Below are 17,811 nucleotides of genomic sequence, written 5' to 3'. Positions count from 1 at the left end.
CTGCAGTGGAAGTGATGCGCCGCCGCCGAAGAATCTTGCCGTTGAACGGACGCGCCGACCCGAGCCCCCGAAAGCGTCTGTATCCGGCTGCCTTTGACTTGTCAAAGTACGCACTATTCAGTAAGATCCGCCGTCTAATTTACAGGGCGGCCCCTGAGGCTATAAAGAATGAAAACTTTTACTGCTAAACCGGAAACAGTACAGCGCGACTGGTTTGTCGTCGACGCTGCTGGTCAGACCCTGGGTCGTCTGGCCACTGAAATCGCCAGCCGTCTGCGTGGCAAGCACAAGGTCGAGTACACTCCTCACGTTGACACCGGCGACTACATCGTCGTAATCAATGCTGAGCAGATTCGTGTTACCGGTGCTAAAACCACTGACAAAATCTACTACTCCCACTCCGGTTTCCCGGGCGGTATCAAGTCGATCAACTTCGAAAAACTGATCGCCAAGGCCCCTGAGCGCGTGATCGAGACCGCGGTTAAAGGCATGCTGCCTAAAAACCCACTGGGTCGCGACATGTACCGTAAGCTGAAAGTCTATGCGGGCGCTGTACACCCACATACTGCTCAGCAGCCCCAAGAACTGAAGTTTTAACGGAATAGTACATTATGTCGGCGACTCAAAATTACGGCACTGGCCGTCGCAAGACCGCAACCGCACGCGTTTTCCTGCGTCCGGGTACTGGTAACATCTCCATCAACAACCGCACCCTGGAAAACTTCTTCGGCCGCGAAACTGCCCGCATGGTAGTTCGTCAGCCGCTGGAACTGACTGAGACTGTCGAGAAGTTCGACATCTACGTTACCGTGCTCGGTGGTGGTGTAAGTGGTCAAGCTGGCGCAATCCGCCACGGTATCACTCGCGCACTGATGGACTACGACGAAACCCTGCGTGGCGCTCTGCGCAAAGCTGGCTTCGTTACTCGCGACGCCCGTGAAGTTGAACGTAAGAAAGTTGGTCTGCGTAAAGCGCGTAAGCGTCCGCAGTACTCGAAGCGTTAATTCGCTTCCACGTTCAAAAAGAACGCCCGGCATCCTTACGGATCCGGGCGTTTTTTTATGCCTGCGATTTATCAAACAATTGCGCTGTGACAACTTGCCTCATTCGTAGACCCCCTATACTGCAAGGCCTGAGGCCCAAGCCTCCGGGTAATTCCCTTGTCAGAATTGGGGCTTTTCATTACCATTCGGCAAAATTTTTATAAGTACATAGATTCATATTTAGTAGATGCCTGATTTAACAGGCCACAAAGCTGATGGGAGAGGACTGAATGAGCAATGACGGCGTGAATGCAGGCCGGCGTCGCTTCTTGGTAGCAGCCACATCCGTGGTGGGTGCTGCAGGAGCGGTGGGGGCTGCGGTCCCGTTCGTGGGGTCATGGTTTCCCAGTGCCAAGGCGAAAGCCGCCGGTGCACCGGTGAAAGTGAATGTCAGCAAAGTCGAGCCAGGACAGCAGATGATTGCTGAATGGCGTGGCCAGCCGGTGTTCATTGTCCGCCGTACCGAGGAAATCCTGGGGAATCTGAAAAAGATCGAGGGCCAGCTCTCCGATCCGACCTCCAAAAACTCCGCGCAACCTACTTATGTCGATCCGGAAGTGCGTTCGATCAAGCCGGAGATCCTCCTGCTGATCGGTATCTGCACCCACTTGGGTTGCTCACCAACCTTCCGTCCCGAAGTGGCACCCGCGGATCTGGGCAAGGACTGGGTCGGCGGCTATTTCTGCCCTTGCCACGGTTCCCACTACGATCTGGCTGGCCGCGTCTACAAGTCGCAACCTGCGCCTTTGAACCTGCCAGTACCCCCGCATTCCTATGAGACCGACGACATCATTGTCATTGGCGTCGATACGGAGAAAGCGTGATGAGCAAGTTCATGGATTGGGTTGATGCGCGCTTCCCCGCGACCAAAATGTGGGAAGACCATCTCAGCAAATATTACGCTCCGAAAAACTTCAACTTCTTCTATTTCTTCGGTTCGCTCGCGCTGCTGGTTCTGGTCAACCAGATCGTTACCGGTGTCTGGCTGACGATGAGCTACACCCCTTCGGCGGAAGAGGCATTTGCTTCTGTCGAATACATCATGCGCGACGTCGAGTACGGCTCGATCCTGCGTCTGCTGCACTCCACCGGCGCTTCGGCGTTCTTCATCGTGGTCTATCTGCACATGTTCCGTGGCTTGCTCTACGGTTCGTACCAGAAGCCGCGTGAGCTGGTGTGGGTGTTCGGCATGCTGATCTACCTGGCGCTGATGGCCGAGGCTTTCATGGGTTATCTGCTGCCGTGGGGCCAGATGTCCTACTGGGGCGCGCAGGTGATCATCTCGCTGTTCGGCGCGATTCCGGTGATCGGCAACGACCTGACCCAGTGGATTCGTGGTGACTACCTGATTTCCGGGATCACCCTGAACCGCTTCTTCGCCTTGCACGTTGTGGCGCTGCCGATCGTGATTCTCGGTCTGGTGGTGCTGCACATTCTGGCGCTGCACGAAGTCGGCTCGAACAACCCGGACGGCGTGGACATCAAGAAACACAAAGACGAAAACGGTATCCCGCTGGACGGCATTGCCTTCCACCCGTACTACACGGTGAAAGATATCGTCGGCGTTGTAGTGTTCCTGTTCATCTTCTGCTTCATCGTGTTCTTCTTCCCGGAAATGGGCGGTTACTTCCTCGAAAAACCGAACTTCGAGCCAGCCAACCCGTTCAAGACACCTGAGCACATTGCGCCGGTCTGGTACTTCACGCCGTACTACGCAATTCTGCGGGCGATCCCTGACAAACTCATGGGCGTTATCGCCATGGGTGCGGCAATTGCGGTGCTGTTCGTCCTGCCATGGCTCGACCGCAGTCCGGTCAAGTCGATGCGCTACAAAGGCTGGATGAGCAAAGTCTGGCTGCTGGTGTTCTGCGTATCGTTCGTGATTCTCGGGGTGTTGGGGGTTCTGGCGCCAACGCCGGGTCGTACGTTGCTGTCGCAGGTCTGCACCTTCCTGTACTTCGCCTACTTCATTCTGATGCCGTTCTACACCAGGCTCGAGAAGACCAAAAAGGTTCCGGAAAGGGTGACTGGCTGATGAAAAAGTTATTTTTTGCACTGATTCTTGCTGCTTTGCCTGCGCTGTCGTTCGCGGCTGAACACGGTGGTCCGGAACTGGAAAAAGTCGACATCGACGTCTCCGATAAAGCTGCTCTGCAGGATGGCGCGCGTACCTTTGCCAACTATTGCATGGGGTGCCACAGCGCCAAATTCCAGCGCTATGAGCGCGTAGCCGATGACCTCGGCGTTCCGCACGAGTTGATGCTGGAGAAACTGGTATTCACCGGTGCCAAGATTGGTGACCACATGAACATCGGCATGCAGCCAGCCGATGCCAAGACCTGGTTCGGCGCCGCGCCGCCAGATCTGACGCTGGTGGCTCGCGTGCGTGGCACGGATTGGCTCTACGGTTACCTGAAGTCGTTCTACGAAGATCCTGCGCGCCCTTGGGGCGTGAACAACAAGGTCTTCCCGAACGTCGGCATGCCTAACGTGCTGGTCGGCCTGCAAGGTCGTCAGGTGGTTGGCTGCAAGCAGGTGCAGATCGTCGAGGACGGCAAGAAGCAATATGATCCGCTGACCGGTACGCCGCTGACTCATGAAGCGTGCGATCAGTTGACCATCGTGCCGAAGTCCGGTGCTCTTAACGAAGAGCAGTTCGATGAGAAGGTCAAGAATCTGGTAACCTTCCTGGCTTACTCGGCTAACCCGGTTAAGCTGCAACATCAGCGCATCGGCACTTACGTCTTGTTGTACCTGGCGTTCTTCTTTGTGTTCGCCTACCTGCTCAAGCGTGAATACTGGAAAGACGTGCACTGATACGCTTCAAGCAATTGCTGTTAATCGCGCGCGCCCAAGGGCGTCTCTGTAAACGCAACGTCTGGTCTGCCAGATGTTGCGGGAGACGCCCTCTGGGCGCGCGCGTTTTTCCGGCTCCGATAATTTCAACAAGCGAGGAGGATCGCCATGGGCGTGACCAATCGGTTGGCCTGTTACTCCGACCCCGCCGACCACTATTCCCACCGAGTGCGCATCGTACTTGCAGAGAAGGGTGTCAGCGCCGAAATCATTTACGTGGAGGCTGGTCGTCAGCCGCCTAAACTGATTGAGGTGAACCCTTACGGCAGTCTGCCCACGCTGGTCGATCGTGACCTGGCGTTGTGGGAGTCGACCGTGGTGATGGAATATCTGGATGAGCGTTACCCGCATCCGCCATTGCTCCCGGTGTATCCGGTGGCGCGGGCCAACAGTCGTCTGCTGATTCATCGTATTCAGCGTGACTGGTGTGGTCTGGTGGATCTGATTCTGGATTCACGCACCAAGGAAGCCGCGCGCGTCGTGGCGCGCAAGGAATTGCGTGAAAGCCTGACTGGCGTGTCGCCGTTGTTCGCCGACAAGCCGTTTTTCCTCAGTGAGGAACAAAGTCTGGTGGATTGCTGCCTATTGCCAATACTCTGGCGTTTGCCGATTCTGGGTATTGAACTGCCACGGCCGGCCAAGCCGTTGCTTGATTACATGGAGCGCTCGTTTGCGCGTGAGGCATTCCAGGCGAGTCTGTCTGGTGTCGAACGCGACATGCGCTAAGGCTTAAGGAGCCGCTATGAACTCCAGTCGACCCTATCTGGTCCGCGCGCTCTACGAGTGGATTGTGGATAACGATTGCACCCCGCACATGCTGGTCAATTCTGAATACCCGGCGGTGCAGGTTCCGCAGGGTTTCGCCAGTGATGGGCAGATTGTCCTGAACGTCTCGCCAAGCGCTGTACGGCATTTGCACATGGACAACGACGTGGTGACCTTCGAAGGTCGCTTCGGTGGTGTCCCGCACAGCCTGTACGTGCCTATCGCCGCTATTCTGGGTATCTATGCCCGGGAGAATGGTCAGGGCATGGTGTTTGATCTGGAATCGCCGATGGATGACGAGGAAGAGATCGAGCCGGATGACGATGTTCCACCACCCGGCAGCGAGCCGCCGCGACCTAGCGGCCGGCCAAGTCTGAAAGTGGTGAAGTAATAAAAAAGGCGACCCGAGAGGGTCGCCTTTTTTATTGCGTAGAAAACGTGATCAGTCGATGTATTCGAACAGCTTCACGATCTTCTGTACGCCGCTCACGCCTTGCACCAGGTTGGTCGCCTGAGCGGCTTCCTGTTTGGTCAGCAGGCCCAGCAGGTAAACGATGCCGTTCTCGGTGATGACCTTGATTCGCGAGCCCGGGATGCTGGCGTCGGTGAGCATCTGGGTTTTGATCTTGGTGGTCAGCCACGAATCGTTCTGGCGGGCGACGAAACCGGAAGGCGCGATGACTTGCAGTTCGTTGTGTACCTTCTTCACGCGCTGCACGCTGGCGGCTGCCTGTTCGGCTTTGGCCTTGAGATCTGCGCGCGGGGTTTGGCCGGCCAGCAGCACCACGCCGTTGAAGCTGGTGACGACAACGTGTGAATCGTTGTCCAGTGCCGGATCGGCCTTGGCGATGTTGACGCCGACTTTGGTTTCGATCAGCGAGTCATCGATTTTGCTGCCGAAGGTGCGCGTGCCACGGTCATCTTCAATCGGCGCTTCACGGCTGGCGTTGACCACCGAGGTGCAGCCGCTGATGCCGAGGCACAGGGTCAGGGCCAGTAGGCCTAGGCGATTAGGGGTCATTCTTCACTCCCGAACAGTTGGCTGTCGATCAGATCACAAAGGCAATGGATCGCCAGCAAGTGGACTTCCTGAATACGTGCGGTGACGTTGGCCGGTACGCGAATCTCGACATCCTCGGGCAGCAGCAGTGATGCCATGCCTCCGCCATCGCGGCCGGTCAATGCTACGACAATCATTTCGCGATCATGTGCGGCCTGGATCGCTTGAATAATGTTCGCCGAATTGCCGCTGGTCGAAATCGCCAGCAAAACGTCGCCTGGCTGGCCGAGGGCGCGGATCTGCTTGGAGAACACTTCGTTGTAGCTGTAGTCGTTGGCGATCGAGGTGATCGTCGAGCTATCGGTGGTCAGTGCGATGGCCGGCAGGCTCGGGCGCTCGCGCTCGAAGCGGTTGAGCAGTTCCGAAGAAAAGTGCTGGGCATCGCCGGCCGAGCCGCCGTTGCCGCACGAAAGCATTTTGCCCTCGTTGAGCAGCGCGTTGACCATCACCTGGCTGGCTTGCTCGATGTGCGGTGCAAGTACGTCCATCGCCTGTTGCTTGGTGTCGATACTGGCCTGAAAAAGCTGGCGAATTCGGGATTGCATGTCCATCTGTGTGACCTTAATTAGCGCGGCTGTCCGGCACGTGAATGTGCAGCCCGCAAAGCAAAGAGCAAAATTGTGGGGTGAAAATGTCCGGGTCGGCGCAGTCGCTCAACTGTCGAACGCATTCTGCAACCAGTTCAGCTGATCATGATGGCTGTCGATGGCCACCACGTCGAAACGGCAGGGGGAATTGGCCCAGCGCGACTCACGCTGAAGAAAAAACTGCGCGGCGAAAATCACTTTCTGCCGCTTGCGCCCATCAATGCTGTCGAGCGCGCCACCCCATTGAGTGTTCTTTCGGTAACGGACTTCGACGAATACTACTGTATCGCCATCAAGCATGACCAGATCAAGCTCGCCGCGTTTGCATAACCAGTTCTGCGCCAACAGGCGCAGACCGTGCTGTTGCAGATGCTCGAGCGCTAGGCGCTAGGCGCTCGGCATCCTTGCCGCTTTGCAGGTGTGCCGCGTCGGGCATCAGCGCGGGGTGTCCGGCAGGCGCTGAATCTGACCGCTGACGAACTGCGCCCATGGCAACTGGCGAACCACGCGCTGGGTCTGGGTCATGCCGAGGCTGCCCGATTGACCTTCGATGCGGCTGTCCGGCAAGGCCTTGAGTTGACCGAGGCGCGGCGCCAGACGATAGGCATCAACCCCCATCGCGTACAGACGACCGAGGCTGCCGGCGGCTTGCGGCCATTGCGCGGCCACTTGTTTGCGCAACGGATCGTTGGCATCCAGCAACCAAGGGGTTTCGCAGAAGCGCACACCGTTCATGTCGTTGTACTGGTTGACGTCACCGCTGGCGCTGAACACGTGCGAAGTCGCGTAAACCGGAACGTCACCAGCGTACTGGAAGTTCAGGGTCGGCTTGATCTGCTGCGCCTGTTGCGGAGTGGCGGCGAGGAAGATGAACTCGATGTCCTGACGGCGCGAGGGCTGTGCGGCTACGTTGGTGCCGGCTGCATTCTGCAGGCTCTTGGCGCGACCTTCGCTCTGACGCAGTTGGAACATGTCAGCGATCTGCTGGGCCAGTTGTACCGGCTGATCGACGCGCTCGGTGGCGACAATGCTGCCGCCGTTGGCTTGCCAGTCCTGGCTGAACGCACGCAACACGCGGTCGCCCCATTCGCCTTTCGGCACCATGATTGCGGCGCGATGCAGGCCGTCGGCGCGGGCGCGGCGGGATACTTCACGAGCTTCGTCTTCAGCGGCCAGACCGAACTGGAACAACTGTGCCGGACCTTGTTCGCCTTCGCTGTAGTTCAGCGCGAGGGTGGTGATCGGCAGTTGCGGACGAGTGCTCAGTTGTTTGACCAGTGGTTTTTCCAGCGGGCCGACAACCAGTTGCACGCCATCGGCCTGAGCCTTGCGATAGAACTCGTCGAGGTTGCTCAGTTTCGAGCTGTCATAAAACTGGATGGCTGGCGGGTTTTGACCGGCCTGTTGCGCTTGATAGTGAGCAGCCATGAAGCCTTCGCGCAACGCTTTGCCGACCGCAGCGAGCGGGCCGTCTTGCGGCAGCAGCAGGGCGATCTTGCTCAGTGGCTGGCTCGCCAGTTCCTTGAGTTTGGTCAGCGGCAGCGGCAGGTTGATCGCGGCCGGGTGTTTCGGGTTCTGCGCGCGCCAGGTGTCGATCGCGGCTTGCTGCTGTTCCAGAGTGCCGGCGGTTTTCACTGCCAGAGCCAGGCTCATCCAGCCGCCGAGGTCGTCGGTGGTCGTCGGTTGCAGTTGCTCGGTCGGCAGAGAGGCGATCAGGGTCCAGATCGCTTCGTGGTTTTTGCTGGCGGCTTCACCCTGCAGCATCGGCGCGATGAAGATGCGCTCGCGGGCGGCAGCCAGAGTCTGGCCGTCTGCTTCAAGGGCGCGGGCGTGAACGGTGCCGGTGCGCACTTGTTGCTCTTCGGACAGCTCGCCGAGACGTTGCAGGCTTGGATGGCTCAAAGCCGTCAGCGCCGCTTTCGGCTGGTTGCGGGTCATCGCCAGCTCAGCAGACAAGGTGGCAGCGAAGACCTGCTGGCCGGGCTTGAGTTGCTCCATCGGCACTTGTTGCAGGATCTGCGCGGACTGGCCGGCGTTGCCCTGACGATAGGCCAGGTCAGCGGCGCTCAGACGCAGCAACGCAGCTTTTTCCGGGGTTTTGCTTTGAGCGGCCTGCTCGAGCAGTTGCTCGATGCTGGCATCCGGGGTCCGTGGAAGTTCGCCAAGGCTGGAAGAGGAATTGCTGGCGCAAGCAGCCAGCAAGGCAGCGAGGCAGAGGGCAGTAAACAGCCGCAGGCAAGCGATCATGTAAGTGTTCCTGATACTCGATCAAATTAGCGTGGAATTGTACCCAAGCACTGGCCGGGGCGCGACGTTGCTGGCGTGAATCAGTCAATTTAGCTGGTGAAACCACAATCGCCCGGCATAACAGTGCGACAAACCGTGTCTGCACCGAGTGCGTCGCCAGTCGCGTGACACGCTACAATGGCGGCTTTTACCGATCATGAGGTGTGCGCTTTGACTGCTCCAGGTGCTTTGAATTCCGCTGCGGGCTCGCTATTTGTGGTGGCGACGCCCATCGGCAACCTGGACGACATCAGCGCCCGCGCGTTGAAAATCCTCCGTGAAGTGGCGCTGATTGCCGCCGAGGACACGCGTCACTCCCAGCGGCTGATGCAGCATTTCGGTATTTCCACGCCGCTGGCGGCTTGTCATGAGCACAACGAGCGCGATGAAGGCAGCCGGTTTATCACGCGTCTGCTCGCCGGCGATAACATCGCCTTGATCTCCGATGCGGGCACGCCGCTGATTTCCGATCCGGGTTATCACCTGGTGCGTCAGGCGCGTGCGGCCGGGATCAATGTGGTACCGGTGCCTGGTGCCTGTGCGTTGATCGCGGCGTTGTCGGCTGCCGGTCTGCCGTCAGATCGCTTTATCTTCGAAGGTTTCCTGCCAGCCAAGGCTGTAGGGCGCAAGGCGCGTCTGGAAGCGATCAAGGAAGAGCCGCGCACGTTGATTTTCTACGAAGCGCCGCACCGCATCCTCGAATGTCTGCAGGACATGGAGACAGTATTCGGTCCTGATCGCCCGGCATTGCTCGCGCGGGAAATCACCAAAACCTTCGAAACCCTCAAGGGTTTGCCGATAGCTGAGTTGCGCGCATTCGTCGAATCGGACAGCAATCAGCAGCGCGGCGAGTGCGTAGTCGTGGTTGCGGGCTGGACCGTGCCGGAGTCGGAGGACGCGGTCAGCAGCGAGGCGATGCGTGTGCTCAATCTTCTGCTCGAAGAAATGCCGCTCAAGCGCGCAGCGGCTTTGGCAGCGCAAATCACCGGTGAGCGCAAAAACGTTCTGTATCAAGTGGCGCTGGATCAGCAAAAAGGCGTGTAAGCCGTCGCCCATAACGCTCTTGGGGCTTTTAGCGCTTGTTCTTCGGCTGCTCTGCCGTTAACCTTTGCGGCGGAGAGTCGATCGGACAGTCGCTGCCCTCTATGAAAATTAGGGGGGGGAGGAAAGTCCGGGCTCCATAGGGCGAAGTGCCAGGTAATGCCTGGGAGGCGTGAGCCTACGGAAAGTGCCACAGAAAATAACCGCCTAAGCGCTTCGGCGCCGGTAAGGGTGAAAAGGTGCGGTAAGAGCGCACCGCACGTCTGGCAACAGTTCGTGGCTAGGTAAACCCCACTTGGAGCAAGACCAAATAGGGTCCCAAGGCGTGGCCCGCGCTGGGACCGGGTAGGTTGCTAAAGATGTCCAGTGATGGCCATCGTAGACGAATGACTGTTCAAGACAGAACCCGGCTTACAGATCGACTCTCCACCTTTTTCTTTTCCCTGCTTGAAATTGAAGTGACAGGGCTGTTAATTATCAGCAGGCCTGCTCTGAAAGTTCGGCAGCGGCACCCCGCAGTAATAGCCATTTCCCACTGCGCTTCAATCAACAGCAGAAGCGCGGTTGTAATACCGAAAAAATCTTACTCTTAACAAATTACATTAACTTTCGAGCGCAGCCTTCCGTGCTGCATCAAGTTATTGCCCTCAAGTCGACGTCAGATTCCCGTTACACCTCCTTTTATGCTGCTAAATCTCCGTTCTGTAAGGGTTTTCCTTTAATGCGCGCCTTGACGGTGTGGTGGGCGCATTCCTATAGTGTGCGCAAGTGGCGGAAAGTGGCATGAAGTGGGTTTTTTGAGCTAAAAACGATAAAAATTGGAGAAGCGCTGACGTGTTTCGCGGAGCTAACGCTATCAGTCTCGATGCAAAGGGCCGTCTCGCTATGCCGAGCCGGTACCGTGACGAGCTCGTTTCGCGTAGTTCCGGCCAATTGATCGTGACCATTGATGCCGTTGATCCATGCCTGAGTGTCTACCCGCTCGATGAGTGGGAAATTATTGAAACCAAGCTGCGCGCGCTTCCTTCGCTTCGCGAAGAGAACCGTCGCCTGCAACGTTTGCTGATTGGTAATGCCGTCGACCTCGAACTCGATGGCAGTGGTCGTTTTCTGGTTCCACCGCGTCTGCGCGAATACGCCAAGCTCGATAAGCGCGCGATGCTGGTGGGCCAACTGAACAAGTTCCAATTGTGGGACGAGGATGCCTGGAATGCGGTTTCTGCCGCTGACCTGGCTGCTATTCAACAACCGGGCGCCATGCCTGACGAACTGCGTGATTTGATCCTGTGACTATTGATAGCGGCTTTAACCACATCACCGTACTGCTTGACGAAGCCGTCGAGGCTCTCGCCGTACGTCCTGATGGATGCTATCTGGACGGTACGTTCGGGCGCGGCGGGCACAGTCGGTTGATCCTCAGCAAGCTCGGTCCTGACGGTCGGCTTCTTGGATTTGATAAAGATCCACAAGCGATTGCCACCGGGCAAACGCTAGCGGCCGAAGACGGCCGCTTTGTCGTTGTGCAGCGCAGCTTTGCCGAGCTCGGTTCGGAAGTCGCCGAACGCGGCATGGCCGGCAAGGTCAGCGGCATTTTGCTCGACCTGGGCGTGTCCTCGCCGCAGCTCGATGATGCCGAACGCGGCTTCAGTTTCCTCAACGACGGCCCGCTGGACATGCGCATGGATCCGTCGCGCGGCATCAGCGCGGCCGAGTTCGTCAACACTGCGCCAGCCGAAGAAATCGCCCGCGTGTTCAAGGAATACGGCGAAGAACGTTTCTCCGGTCGCATGGCGCGCGCCGTGGCCGAGCGCCGCGACATCAAGCCGTTCGAGCGCACCGCTGATCTGGCTGAAGTGCTGAAAGTCGCCAACCCTGCATGGGAAAAGGGCAAGAACCCGGCCACCCGTGCATTCCAGGGGCTGCGCATTCACGTCAACAACGAATTGGGCGATCTGGAAGCCGGTCTCGAAGCCGCGCTCGAAGCGCTGGAAATCGGCGGTCGTCTGGTCGTGATCAGCTTCCACTCGCTGGAAGACCGCATCGTCAAACTGTTCATGCGCAAACTGGTGAAAGGCGAAGCCGATAACCTGCCGCGCAACCTGCCGGTTCGCCACGTAGCGTTCGAACCGAAAATCAAAGTCCATGGCAAAGCGCAGACGGCCTCCGACGCCGAACTCAAAGCCAACCCACGTTCGCGTAGCGCCGTCATGCGCGTGGCGGAGAAGTTGCGGTGAGCAAGCTTTTCGCCAAGCCCCTGCCGGGCGGCAGCTTTTTCATGCTGTTGCTGTTTGTCGGCGTGCTCGTATCGGCCATCGCCGTGTCTTACAGCGCGCACTGGAACCGCCAGTTGCTGAACAATCTGTACAACGAACTCAGCGTGCGCGACAAGGCGCAGGCCGAGTGGGGCCGGCTGATTCTTGAGCAGAGCACCTGGACCGCCCACAGCCGGATCGAAGTGCTGGCCAGCGAACAGCTGAAAATGCACATCCCTGGCGCGGCTGACGTGAAGATGGTGGCGCCATGATGAAACTCGAAGGCGCACTCTTTCCGTGGCGGTTCCGGTTAATGGTCGCGCTGCTCGGCATGATGGTGGCTGCAATTTGCTGGCGCATCATCGACCTGCAAGTGGTCGACCGTGACTTCCTCAAAGGTCAGGGCGACGCGCGCAGTCTGCGGCACATTCCGATTCCGGCACACCGTGGCCTGATCACCGACCGTAATGGCGAGCCTTTGGCCGTCAGTACCCCGGTGACCACCCTGTGGGCGAATGCCAAGGAAATGCAGACCGCCAAGGAAAAGTGGCCAGCACTGGCTGCCGCGCTGGGGCAGGATCCGAAAGCCCTGACCGAACGTCTGGAAGCCCAGGCCAACAAAGAATTCATTTATCTGGTGCGCGGGCTGACCCCCGAACAGGGCCAGTCGGTGCTCGATCTGAAAGTGCCGGGCGTCTATGGCATTGAAGAATTCCGCCGCTTCTACCCGGCAGGCGAAGTCACCGCACACATGGTCGGCTTTACCGACATTGATGATCACGGTCGCGAAGGGGTCGAACTGGCCTACGACGAATGGCTGGCCGGTGTTCCCGGCAAACGCCAAGTCATCAAGGATCGGCGCGGACGCCTGATCAAAGATGTCCAGGTCACCAAAAACGCCAAGGCCGGCAAGCCCTTGGCGTTGTCGATTGACCTGCGTCTGCAATATCTGGCCAACCGCGAGCTGCGTAACGCGATCATCGAGAACGGCGCCAAGGCTGGCAGCCTGGTGATCATGGACGTGAAGACCGGCGAGATTCTGGCCATGGTCAATCAGCCGACTTATAACCCGAACAACCGCCGCAACCTGCAACCGGCGATGATGCGTAACCGCGCGATGATCGACGTGTTCGAGCCTGGCTCGACCATGAAAGCCATCTCGATGAGCGCCGCCATCGAAACCGGCCGCTGGAAGCCGAGCGACACCGTCGAGGTGTATCCGGGGACTTTGCAGATCGGCAAATACACCATCAAAGACGTATCCAAATCCGAAGGCCCGGTGCTTGATCTGACCGGCATCCTGATCAATTCCAGTAACGTCGGCATGAGTAAGGTCGCGTTCGATATCGGCGGCGAAACGATTTTCCGTCTCGCGCAGAAAGTCGGCCTCGGCCAGGACACCGGCCTCGGCTTCCCGGGCGAGCGTGTCGGCAACCTGCCGAACTATCGCGAGTGGCGCAAGGCTGAAACGGCAACGCTGTCTTACGGCTACGGTATTTCCGTGACCGCGATCCAGTTGGTGCATGCGTTCTCGGCACTGGCCAACAACGGTCGTCTCGCGCCGCTGACCCTGATCAAAACCGACAAAATGCCGCAGACCACGCAAGTTCTGCCGGAAGCCGTGGCGAAAACCATGCAAGGCATGCTGACCCAAGTGATCGAGGCGCCGCGTGGTGTGTTCCGTGCGCAGGTGCCGGCGTATCACGTGGCCGGCAAGTCCGGTACTGCGCGTAAGACTTCGGTCGGCACCAAAGGCTACGCCGAAAATTCTTACCGCTCGCTGTTCGCCGGGTTCGGCCCGATGAGCGATCCACGTTATGCAATCGTCGTGGTGATCGATGAGCCGAGCAAGGCCGGCTACTTCGGTGGTCTGGTTTCGGCGCCGGTGTTCAGCCGTGTGATGTCCGGCACCCTGCGCCTGATGAACGTCACCCCGGACAACCTGCCGACCACACAACAGGCCAATGCCAACCCGGTCGTTCCGCTGAAAGCCAATGGAGGGCGCGGCTGATGTCTCTTAGTCTGAACAAGATTTTCCCCCACGCCGGCCACGATCTGTTGATCCGTGAACTGGCGCTGGACAGCCGTAACGTACGCGCGGGTGATTTGTTCCTCGCGGTACCCGGCGGCAAATTTGACGGCCGTGCGCACATCGCCGATGCCTTGCAACGCGGCGCCGCAGCCGTGGCTTATGAAGTGGAAGGCGCCACCGTACTGCCAATCACCGACGTGCCTCTGATTCCGGTCAAAGGTCTGGCGGCGCAGCTTTCGGACATCGCCGGACGTTTCTACGGTGAGCCAAGTCATCACCTGAATCTGGTCGGCGTGACCGGTACCAACGGCAAGACCAGCGTGACCCAACTCGTCGCCCAGGCGCTGGATCTGCTCGGTCAGCATTGCGGGATTGTCGGCACCCTCGGCACCGGTTTCTACGGTGCGCTGCAAAGCGGCCTGCACACCACGCCGAATCCGATTGCCGTGCAAGCGACCCTCGGCGACCTGAAAAAGGCCGGCGCCAAAGCCGTGGCCATGGAAGTTTCCTCCCACGGTCTCGATCAGGGCCGTGTTACCGCATTGGCGTTTGACGTGGCGGTGATGACCAACCTGTCGCGCGATCATCTGGATTATCACGGCAGCATGCAGGCTTACGGCGAGGCCAAGGCCAAGCTGTTCGCCTGGAATGACTTGAAGTGCCGCGTGGTCAATCTCGATGACGAATTCGGCCAGCAACTGGCTGCCGAAAAACGCGAGTCGCGCCTGATCACTTACAGCCTGCTCGACAAGAGCGCTTATCTGTATTGCCGCGAAGCGCAGTTCGATGACCACGGCGTGCGCGCCACGCTTGTCACGCCGCAGGGCGAACATCACCTGCGCAGCACGCTGCTTGGCCGTTTCAACCTGAGCAACGTACTGGCTGCGGTCGGCGCTTTGCTAGGTCTGGATTACGCGCTGGACGAAATTCTCAAAGTGCTGCCCAAGCTCGAAGGCCCGGCCGGACGCATGCAGCGTCTCGGCGGTGGTACTCAGCCGCTGGTGGTGGTCGATTACGCGCATACCCCGGATGCGCTGGAAAAAGTGCTGGCCGCGTTGCGCCCGCACGTCAAAGGCCGGTTGCTGTGCCTGTTCGGCTGCGGCGGTGACCGTGATCGCGGCAAGCGTCCGCTGATGGCCGAAGTGGTCGAGCGTCTGGCTGACCGCGTGCTGGTCACCGATGACAACCCGCGCACTGAAGATCCGGCAGTGATTTTCGATGACATCCGCGCCGGTTTTTCGGCTGTGGATAAAGTCACCTTCGTCGCTGGCCGTGGTCAGGCGATTGCGCAACTGATCGCCGACGCTTCGGCGGATGACGTGATCGTTCTGGCCGGCAAAGGTCACGAGGACTATCAGGAAATCAACGGCGAGCGCCATGCCTTCTCCGATCTGGTCGAGGCTGATCACGCCCTGACTGCATGGGAGGTGAGCCATGCTTAAGGCACTCAAGCTTAGCGAACTGACCAATGCCCTCGACGCACGTTTGATCGCTGGCGATGCAAGTTTCGACGGCGTGAGCATCGACAGCCGCGCGATCAAGCCGGGCCAACTGTTTATTGCCCTCACCGGCCCGCGCTTCGACGGTCACGACTATTTGAATGACGTCGCCGCCAAAGGCGCGGTTGCAGCACTGGTTGAGCGTGAAGTCACCGACAGCACCTTGCCGCAACTGTTGGTCAAGGATACCCGTCAGGCCCTCGGCCAGTTGGGTGCCCTGAACCGCTCGGCATTTACTCAGCCGGTTGCAGCAGTCACCGGCTCCAGCGGCAAGACCACGGTCAAGGAAATGCTCGCGAGCATTCTGCGCACGCGCGGCTCGGTGCATGCGACCCGTGGCAATCTGAACAACGACCTCGGCGTGCCGCTGACCCTGCTCGAACTCGCCGCTGAACACAGCGCGGCAGTCATCGAACTGGGCGCTTCGCGCTTGGGCGAAATTGCTTACACCGTGGGGCTGACCAAGCCGCACGTGGCGATCCTCAACAACGCAGGGACCGCCCATGTCGGCGAGTTCGGCGGGCCAGAAAAGATCGTCGAAGCCAAAGGCGAAATCATTGAAGGCCTGGCCGCTGATGGCATCGCCGTGCTCAACCTCGATGACAAGGCTTTCGGTATCTGGAAGGCCCGCGCTGCCGGTCGCAAAGTGCTGACGTTCGCCTTGAGCAACACTCAGGCGGATTTCTACGGCAGCGATCTAACCACTGACGCACGTGGTTGCCCGGCTTTCAATCTGCACAGTCCTGATGGTGTGGAGCGGGTGCAACTGAACCTGCTCGGCACACATAACGTTGCCAATGCCTTGGCTGCGGCTGCTGCTGCCCACGCTTTGGGCGTGTCACTGTTCGGGATTGCCACCGGGCTTGGTGCGGTACAGCCGGTCAAGGGTCGCACCGTCGCGCAACTTGCGAAAAACGGTATGCGCGTAATTGATGACACTTACAACGCAAACCCCACCTCCATGTGCGCGGCCGTTGATATACTCGCCGGCTTTTCCGGCCGCACCGTCCTGGTGCTCGGAGATATCGGCGAGTTGGGCGACTGGGCGGAGCAGGGGCACCGCGACGTGGGCGAATACGCCCGGGGCAAGGTATCCGCGCTGTACGCGGTCGGGCCAAACATGCTTCACGCCGTCAACGCTTTCGGTGAGCAGGCGCAGCACTTCGGCACACAAGCCGAACTGATTCAGGCCCTCGCCGTCGAGCAGGACACAAACACCACCATTTTGATCAAGGGTTCGCGCAGTGCAGCGATGGAAAACATCGTTGCGGCTCTGTGCGGGTCAAGTCTGGAGAAACATTAATGCTGCTGCTGCTAGCGGAGTATCTGCAACAGTTCTACAAAGGCTTCGCGGTCTTTCAGTACCTGACCCTGCGCGGGATCCTCGGTGTGCTGACCGCGCTGGTTTTGTCGCTGTGCTACGGCCCGTGGATGATCCGCACCCTGCAGAACCGTCAGATCGGCCAATCGGTGCGTAACGACGGCCCGCAATCGCACCTGTCCAAGTCGGGCACTCCGACCATGGGCGGCGCGCTGATTCTGTCTTCGATCGGCGTCAGCACGCTGCTGTGGGCTGACCTGAGCAACCGCTACGTGTGGACCGTTTTGCTGGTGACCTTGCTGTTCGGCGCCATCGGTTGGGTCGACGATTATCGCAAAGTCATCGAGAAGAACTCGCGTGGCCTGCCAAGCCGTTGGAAGTATTTCTGGCAATCGGTGTTCGGCCTCGGCGCAGCGATCTTCCTTTATATGACTGCTTCGACTCCGGTGGAAACCACGCTGATTCTGCCGATGCTCAAGGATTACAGCATACCGCTGGGCTTCGGTTTCATCGTGCTGACCTACTTTGTGATCGTCGGTTCGAGCAATGCGGTCAACCTGACTGACGGCCTCGACGGTCTGGCGATCATGCCAACCGTGATGGTCGGCGGCGGTCTGGGCATTTTCTGCTACCTGTCGGGCAACGTAAAATTCGCTGAATACCTGTTGATCCCGTACGTACCGGGCGCGGGCGAGCTGATTGTGTTCTGCGGCGCGCTGATTGGTGCCGGCCTCGGTTTTCTGTGGTTCAACACCTATCCGGCGCAAGTGTTCATGGGCGACGTCGGCGCACTCGCGCTCGGCGCTGCGCTGGGCACCATCGCCGTGATCGTGCGGCAGGAAATCGTCCTGTTCATCATGGGCGGCGTGTTCGTGATGGAAACCCTGTCGGTGGTCATCCAGGTCGCGTCCTTCAAGCTGACCGGTCGCCGCGTATTCCGCATGGCGCCGATTCACCACCACTTTGAACTCAAGGGCTGGCCCGAGCCGCGCGTGATCGTCCGTTTCTGGATCATCACCGTGATTCTCGTGCTGGTTGGCCTTGCCACCCTGAAGCTGAGGTAGAACGA

At 59.0% G+C, this 17,811-nt stretch carries 18 protein-coding genes, 1 other RNA gene and 1 pseudogene; 16 read left to right on the top strand and 4 right to left on the bottom strand.

From position 1 onward, the window contains the following. Positions 1 to 168: 168 nt before the first annotated feature. From rplM to ACOI8A_RS08530, 7 genes are all read left to right on the top strand, one after another. A complete protein-coding gene (rplM, locus tag ACOI8A_RS08560; RefSeq protein ID WP_420650835.1) occupies positions 169 to 597 on the top strand; it encodes a 50S ribosomal protein L13 in 429 nt (142 codons plus the stop codon). 14 nt (positions 598 to 611) lie between these two features. After that, complete coding sequence (gene rpsI, locus ACOI8A_RS08555; protein WP_420650836.1) at positions 612 to 1,004, top strand: 30S ribosomal protein S9; 393 nt, start codon at positions 612 to 614, stop codon at positions 1,002 to 1,004. A gap of 269 nt (positions 1,005 to 1,273) precedes the next feature. Continuing rightward, positions 1,274 to 1,867, top strand: coding sequence for a ubiquinol-cytochrome c reductase iron-sulfur subunit (gene petA, locus ACOI8A_RS08550; RefSeq protein WP_420650837.1), 594 nt, complete (start codon positions 1,274 to 1,276; stop codon positions 1,865 to 1,867). Further along, entirely contained in the window at positions 1,867 to 3,078 is a 1,212-nt protein-coding gene (locus ACOI8A_RS08545; protein WP_420650838.1) for a cytochrome b, read from the top strand. The genes petA and ACOI8A_RS08545 overlap by 1 nt, the downstream gene beginning before the upstream one ends. Beyond that, entirely contained in the window at positions 3,078 to 3,860 is a 783-nt protein-coding gene (locus ACOI8A_RS08540) for a cytochrome c1 (RefSeq protein ID WP_420650839.1), read from the top strand. Before ACOI8A_RS08545 ends, ACOI8A_RS08540 begins: the two co-directional genes overlap by 1 nt. Positions 3,861 to 4,007: 147 nt before the next feature. Continuing rightward, entirely contained in the window at positions 4,008 to 4,625 is a 618-nt protein-coding gene (locus ACOI8A_RS08535) for a glutathione S-transferase N-terminal domain-containing protein (RefSeq protein ID WP_007905304.1), read from the top strand. Between the two features lie 16 nt (positions 4,626 to 4,641). Continuing rightward, complete coding sequence (locus tag ACOI8A_RS08530; RefSeq protein WP_420650840.1) at positions 4,642 to 5,055, top strand: ClpXP protease specificity-enhancing factor; 414 nt, start codon at positions 4,642 to 4,644, stop codon at positions 5,053 to 5,055. A 51-nt stretch (positions 5,056 to 5,106) separates the two neighbouring features. Here ACOI8A_RS08530 and ACOI8A_RS08525 read toward each other — a convergent pair whose 3' ends face one another. The 4 genes and pseudogenes from ACOI8A_RS08525 to ACOI8A_RS08510 all read right to left on the bottom strand — a co-directional run bounded on the left by ACOI8A_RS08525 (position 5,107) and on the right by ACOI8A_RS08510 (position 8,558). Next, a complete protein-coding gene (locus ACOI8A_RS08525) occupies positions 5,107 to 5,685 on the bottom strand; it encodes a BON domain-containing protein (protein ID WP_420650841.1) in 579 nt (192 codons plus the stop codon). Then, positions 5,682 to 6,275: a phosphoheptose isomerase gene (locus ACOI8A_RS08520; protein ID WP_007928463.1), complete on the bottom strand. Its 594-nt coding sequence runs from the start codon at positions 6,273 to 6,275 to the stop codon at positions 5,682 to 5,684. The genes ACOI8A_RS08525 and ACOI8A_RS08520 overlap by 4 nt, the downstream gene beginning before the upstream one ends. A 102-nt stretch (positions 6,276 to 6,377) precedes the next feature. Further along, positions 6,378 to 6,747, bottom strand: a pseudogene (locus ACOI8A_RS08515) (YraN family protein). Beyond that, positions 6,747 to 8,558, bottom strand: coding sequence for a penicillin-binding protein activator (locus tag ACOI8A_RS08510; protein WP_420650843.1), 1,812 nt, complete (start codon positions 8,556 to 8,558; stop codon positions 6,747 to 6,749). Before ACOI8A_RS08510 ends, ACOI8A_RS08515 begins: the two are co-directional and overlap by 1 nt. 177 nt (positions 8,559 to 8,735) lie before the next feature. On the opposite strand from ACOI8A_RS08510, the gene rsmI reads away from it, so the two are divergent. From rsmI to mraY, 9 genes are all read left to right on the top strand, one after another. Beyond that, the gene (rsmI, locus tag ACOI8A_RS08505; RefSeq protein ID WP_420650844.1) at positions 8,736 to 9,641 is read left to right on the top strand and encodes a 16S rRNA (cytidine(1402)-2'-O)-methyltransferase; all 906 of its coding nucleotides are present in this window, start codon (positions 8,736 to 8,738) and stop codon (positions 9,639 to 9,641) included. Positions 9,642 to 9,714: 73 nt separating this feature from the next. After that, positions 9,715 to 10,068: RNase P RNA component class A (gene rnpB / locus ACOI8A_RS08500), an RNA gene on the top strand. Between the two features lie 404 nt (positions 10,069 to 10,472). After that, positions 10,473 to 10,928: a division/cell wall cluster transcriptional repressor MraZ gene (gene mraZ / locus ACOI8A_RS08495; protein ID WP_003178209.1), complete on the top strand. Its 456-nt coding sequence runs from the start codon at positions 10,473 to 10,475 to the stop codon at positions 10,926 to 10,928. Beyond that, positions 10,925 to 11,872: a 16S rRNA (cytosine(1402)-N(4))-methyltransferase RsmH gene (rsmH, locus tag ACOI8A_RS08490; protein WP_420650845.1), complete on the top strand. Its 948-nt coding sequence runs from the start codon at positions 10,925 to 10,927 to the stop codon at positions 11,870 to 11,872. The genes mraZ and rsmH overlap by 4 nt, the downstream gene beginning before the upstream one ends. After that, positions 11,869 to 12,162, top strand: coding sequence for a cell division protein FtsL (gene ftsL, locus ACOI8A_RS08485; protein WP_420650846.1), 294 nt, complete (start codon positions 11,869 to 11,871; stop codon positions 12,160 to 12,162). Before rsmH ends, ftsL begins: the two co-directional genes overlap by 4 nt. Beyond that, the gene (locus ACOI8A_RS08480; protein WP_420650891.1) at positions 12,162 to 13,901 is read left to right on the top strand and encodes a peptidoglycan D,D-transpeptidase FtsI family protein; all 1,740 of its coding nucleotides are present in this window, start codon (positions 12,162 to 12,164) and stop codon (positions 13,899 to 13,901) included. The genes ftsL and ACOI8A_RS08480 overlap by 1 nt, the downstream gene beginning before the upstream one ends. Next, positions 13,901 to 15,364 carry a UDP-N-acetylmuramoyl-L-alanyl-D-glutamate--2,6-diaminopimelate ligase gene (locus ACOI8A_RS08475; protein ID WP_420650847.1) on the top strand — a complete coding sequence of 488 codons (1,464 nt, stop codon included), beginning with the start codon at positions 13,901 to 13,903 and terminating at the stop codon, positions 15,362 to 15,364. Before ACOI8A_RS08480 ends, ACOI8A_RS08475 begins: the two co-directional genes overlap by 1 nt. Next, positions 15,357 to 16,724 carry a UDP-N-acetylmuramoyl-tripeptide--D-alanyl-D-alanine ligase gene (locus tag ACOI8A_RS08470; RefSeq protein ID WP_420650848.1) on the top strand — a complete coding sequence of 456 codons (1,368 nt, stop codon included), beginning with the start codon at positions 15,357 to 15,359 and terminating at the stop codon, positions 16,722 to 16,724. The genes ACOI8A_RS08475 and ACOI8A_RS08470 overlap by 8 nt, the downstream gene beginning before the upstream one ends. After that, positions 16,724 to 17,806 carry a phospho-N-acetylmuramoyl-pentapeptide-transferase gene (gene mraY, locus ACOI8A_RS08465; protein WP_420650849.1) on the top strand — a complete coding sequence of 361 codons (1,083 nt, stop codon included), beginning with the start codon at positions 16,724 to 16,726 and terminating at the stop codon, positions 17,804 to 17,806. The genes ACOI8A_RS08470 and mraY overlap by 1 nt, the downstream gene beginning before the upstream one ends. The last annotated feature ends 5 nt before the right edge of the window (positions 17,807 to 17,811 follow it).

This window comes from Pseudomonas sp. P4795, assembly GCF_048822895.1.
Classification (GTDB): domain Bacteria; phylum Pseudomonadota; class Gammaproteobacteria; order Pseudomonadales; family Pseudomonadaceae; genus Aquipseudomonas.
Note: the sequence above shows the minus strand (reverse complement) of the source record. Positions and strands in the feature narration are given on the sequence as shown.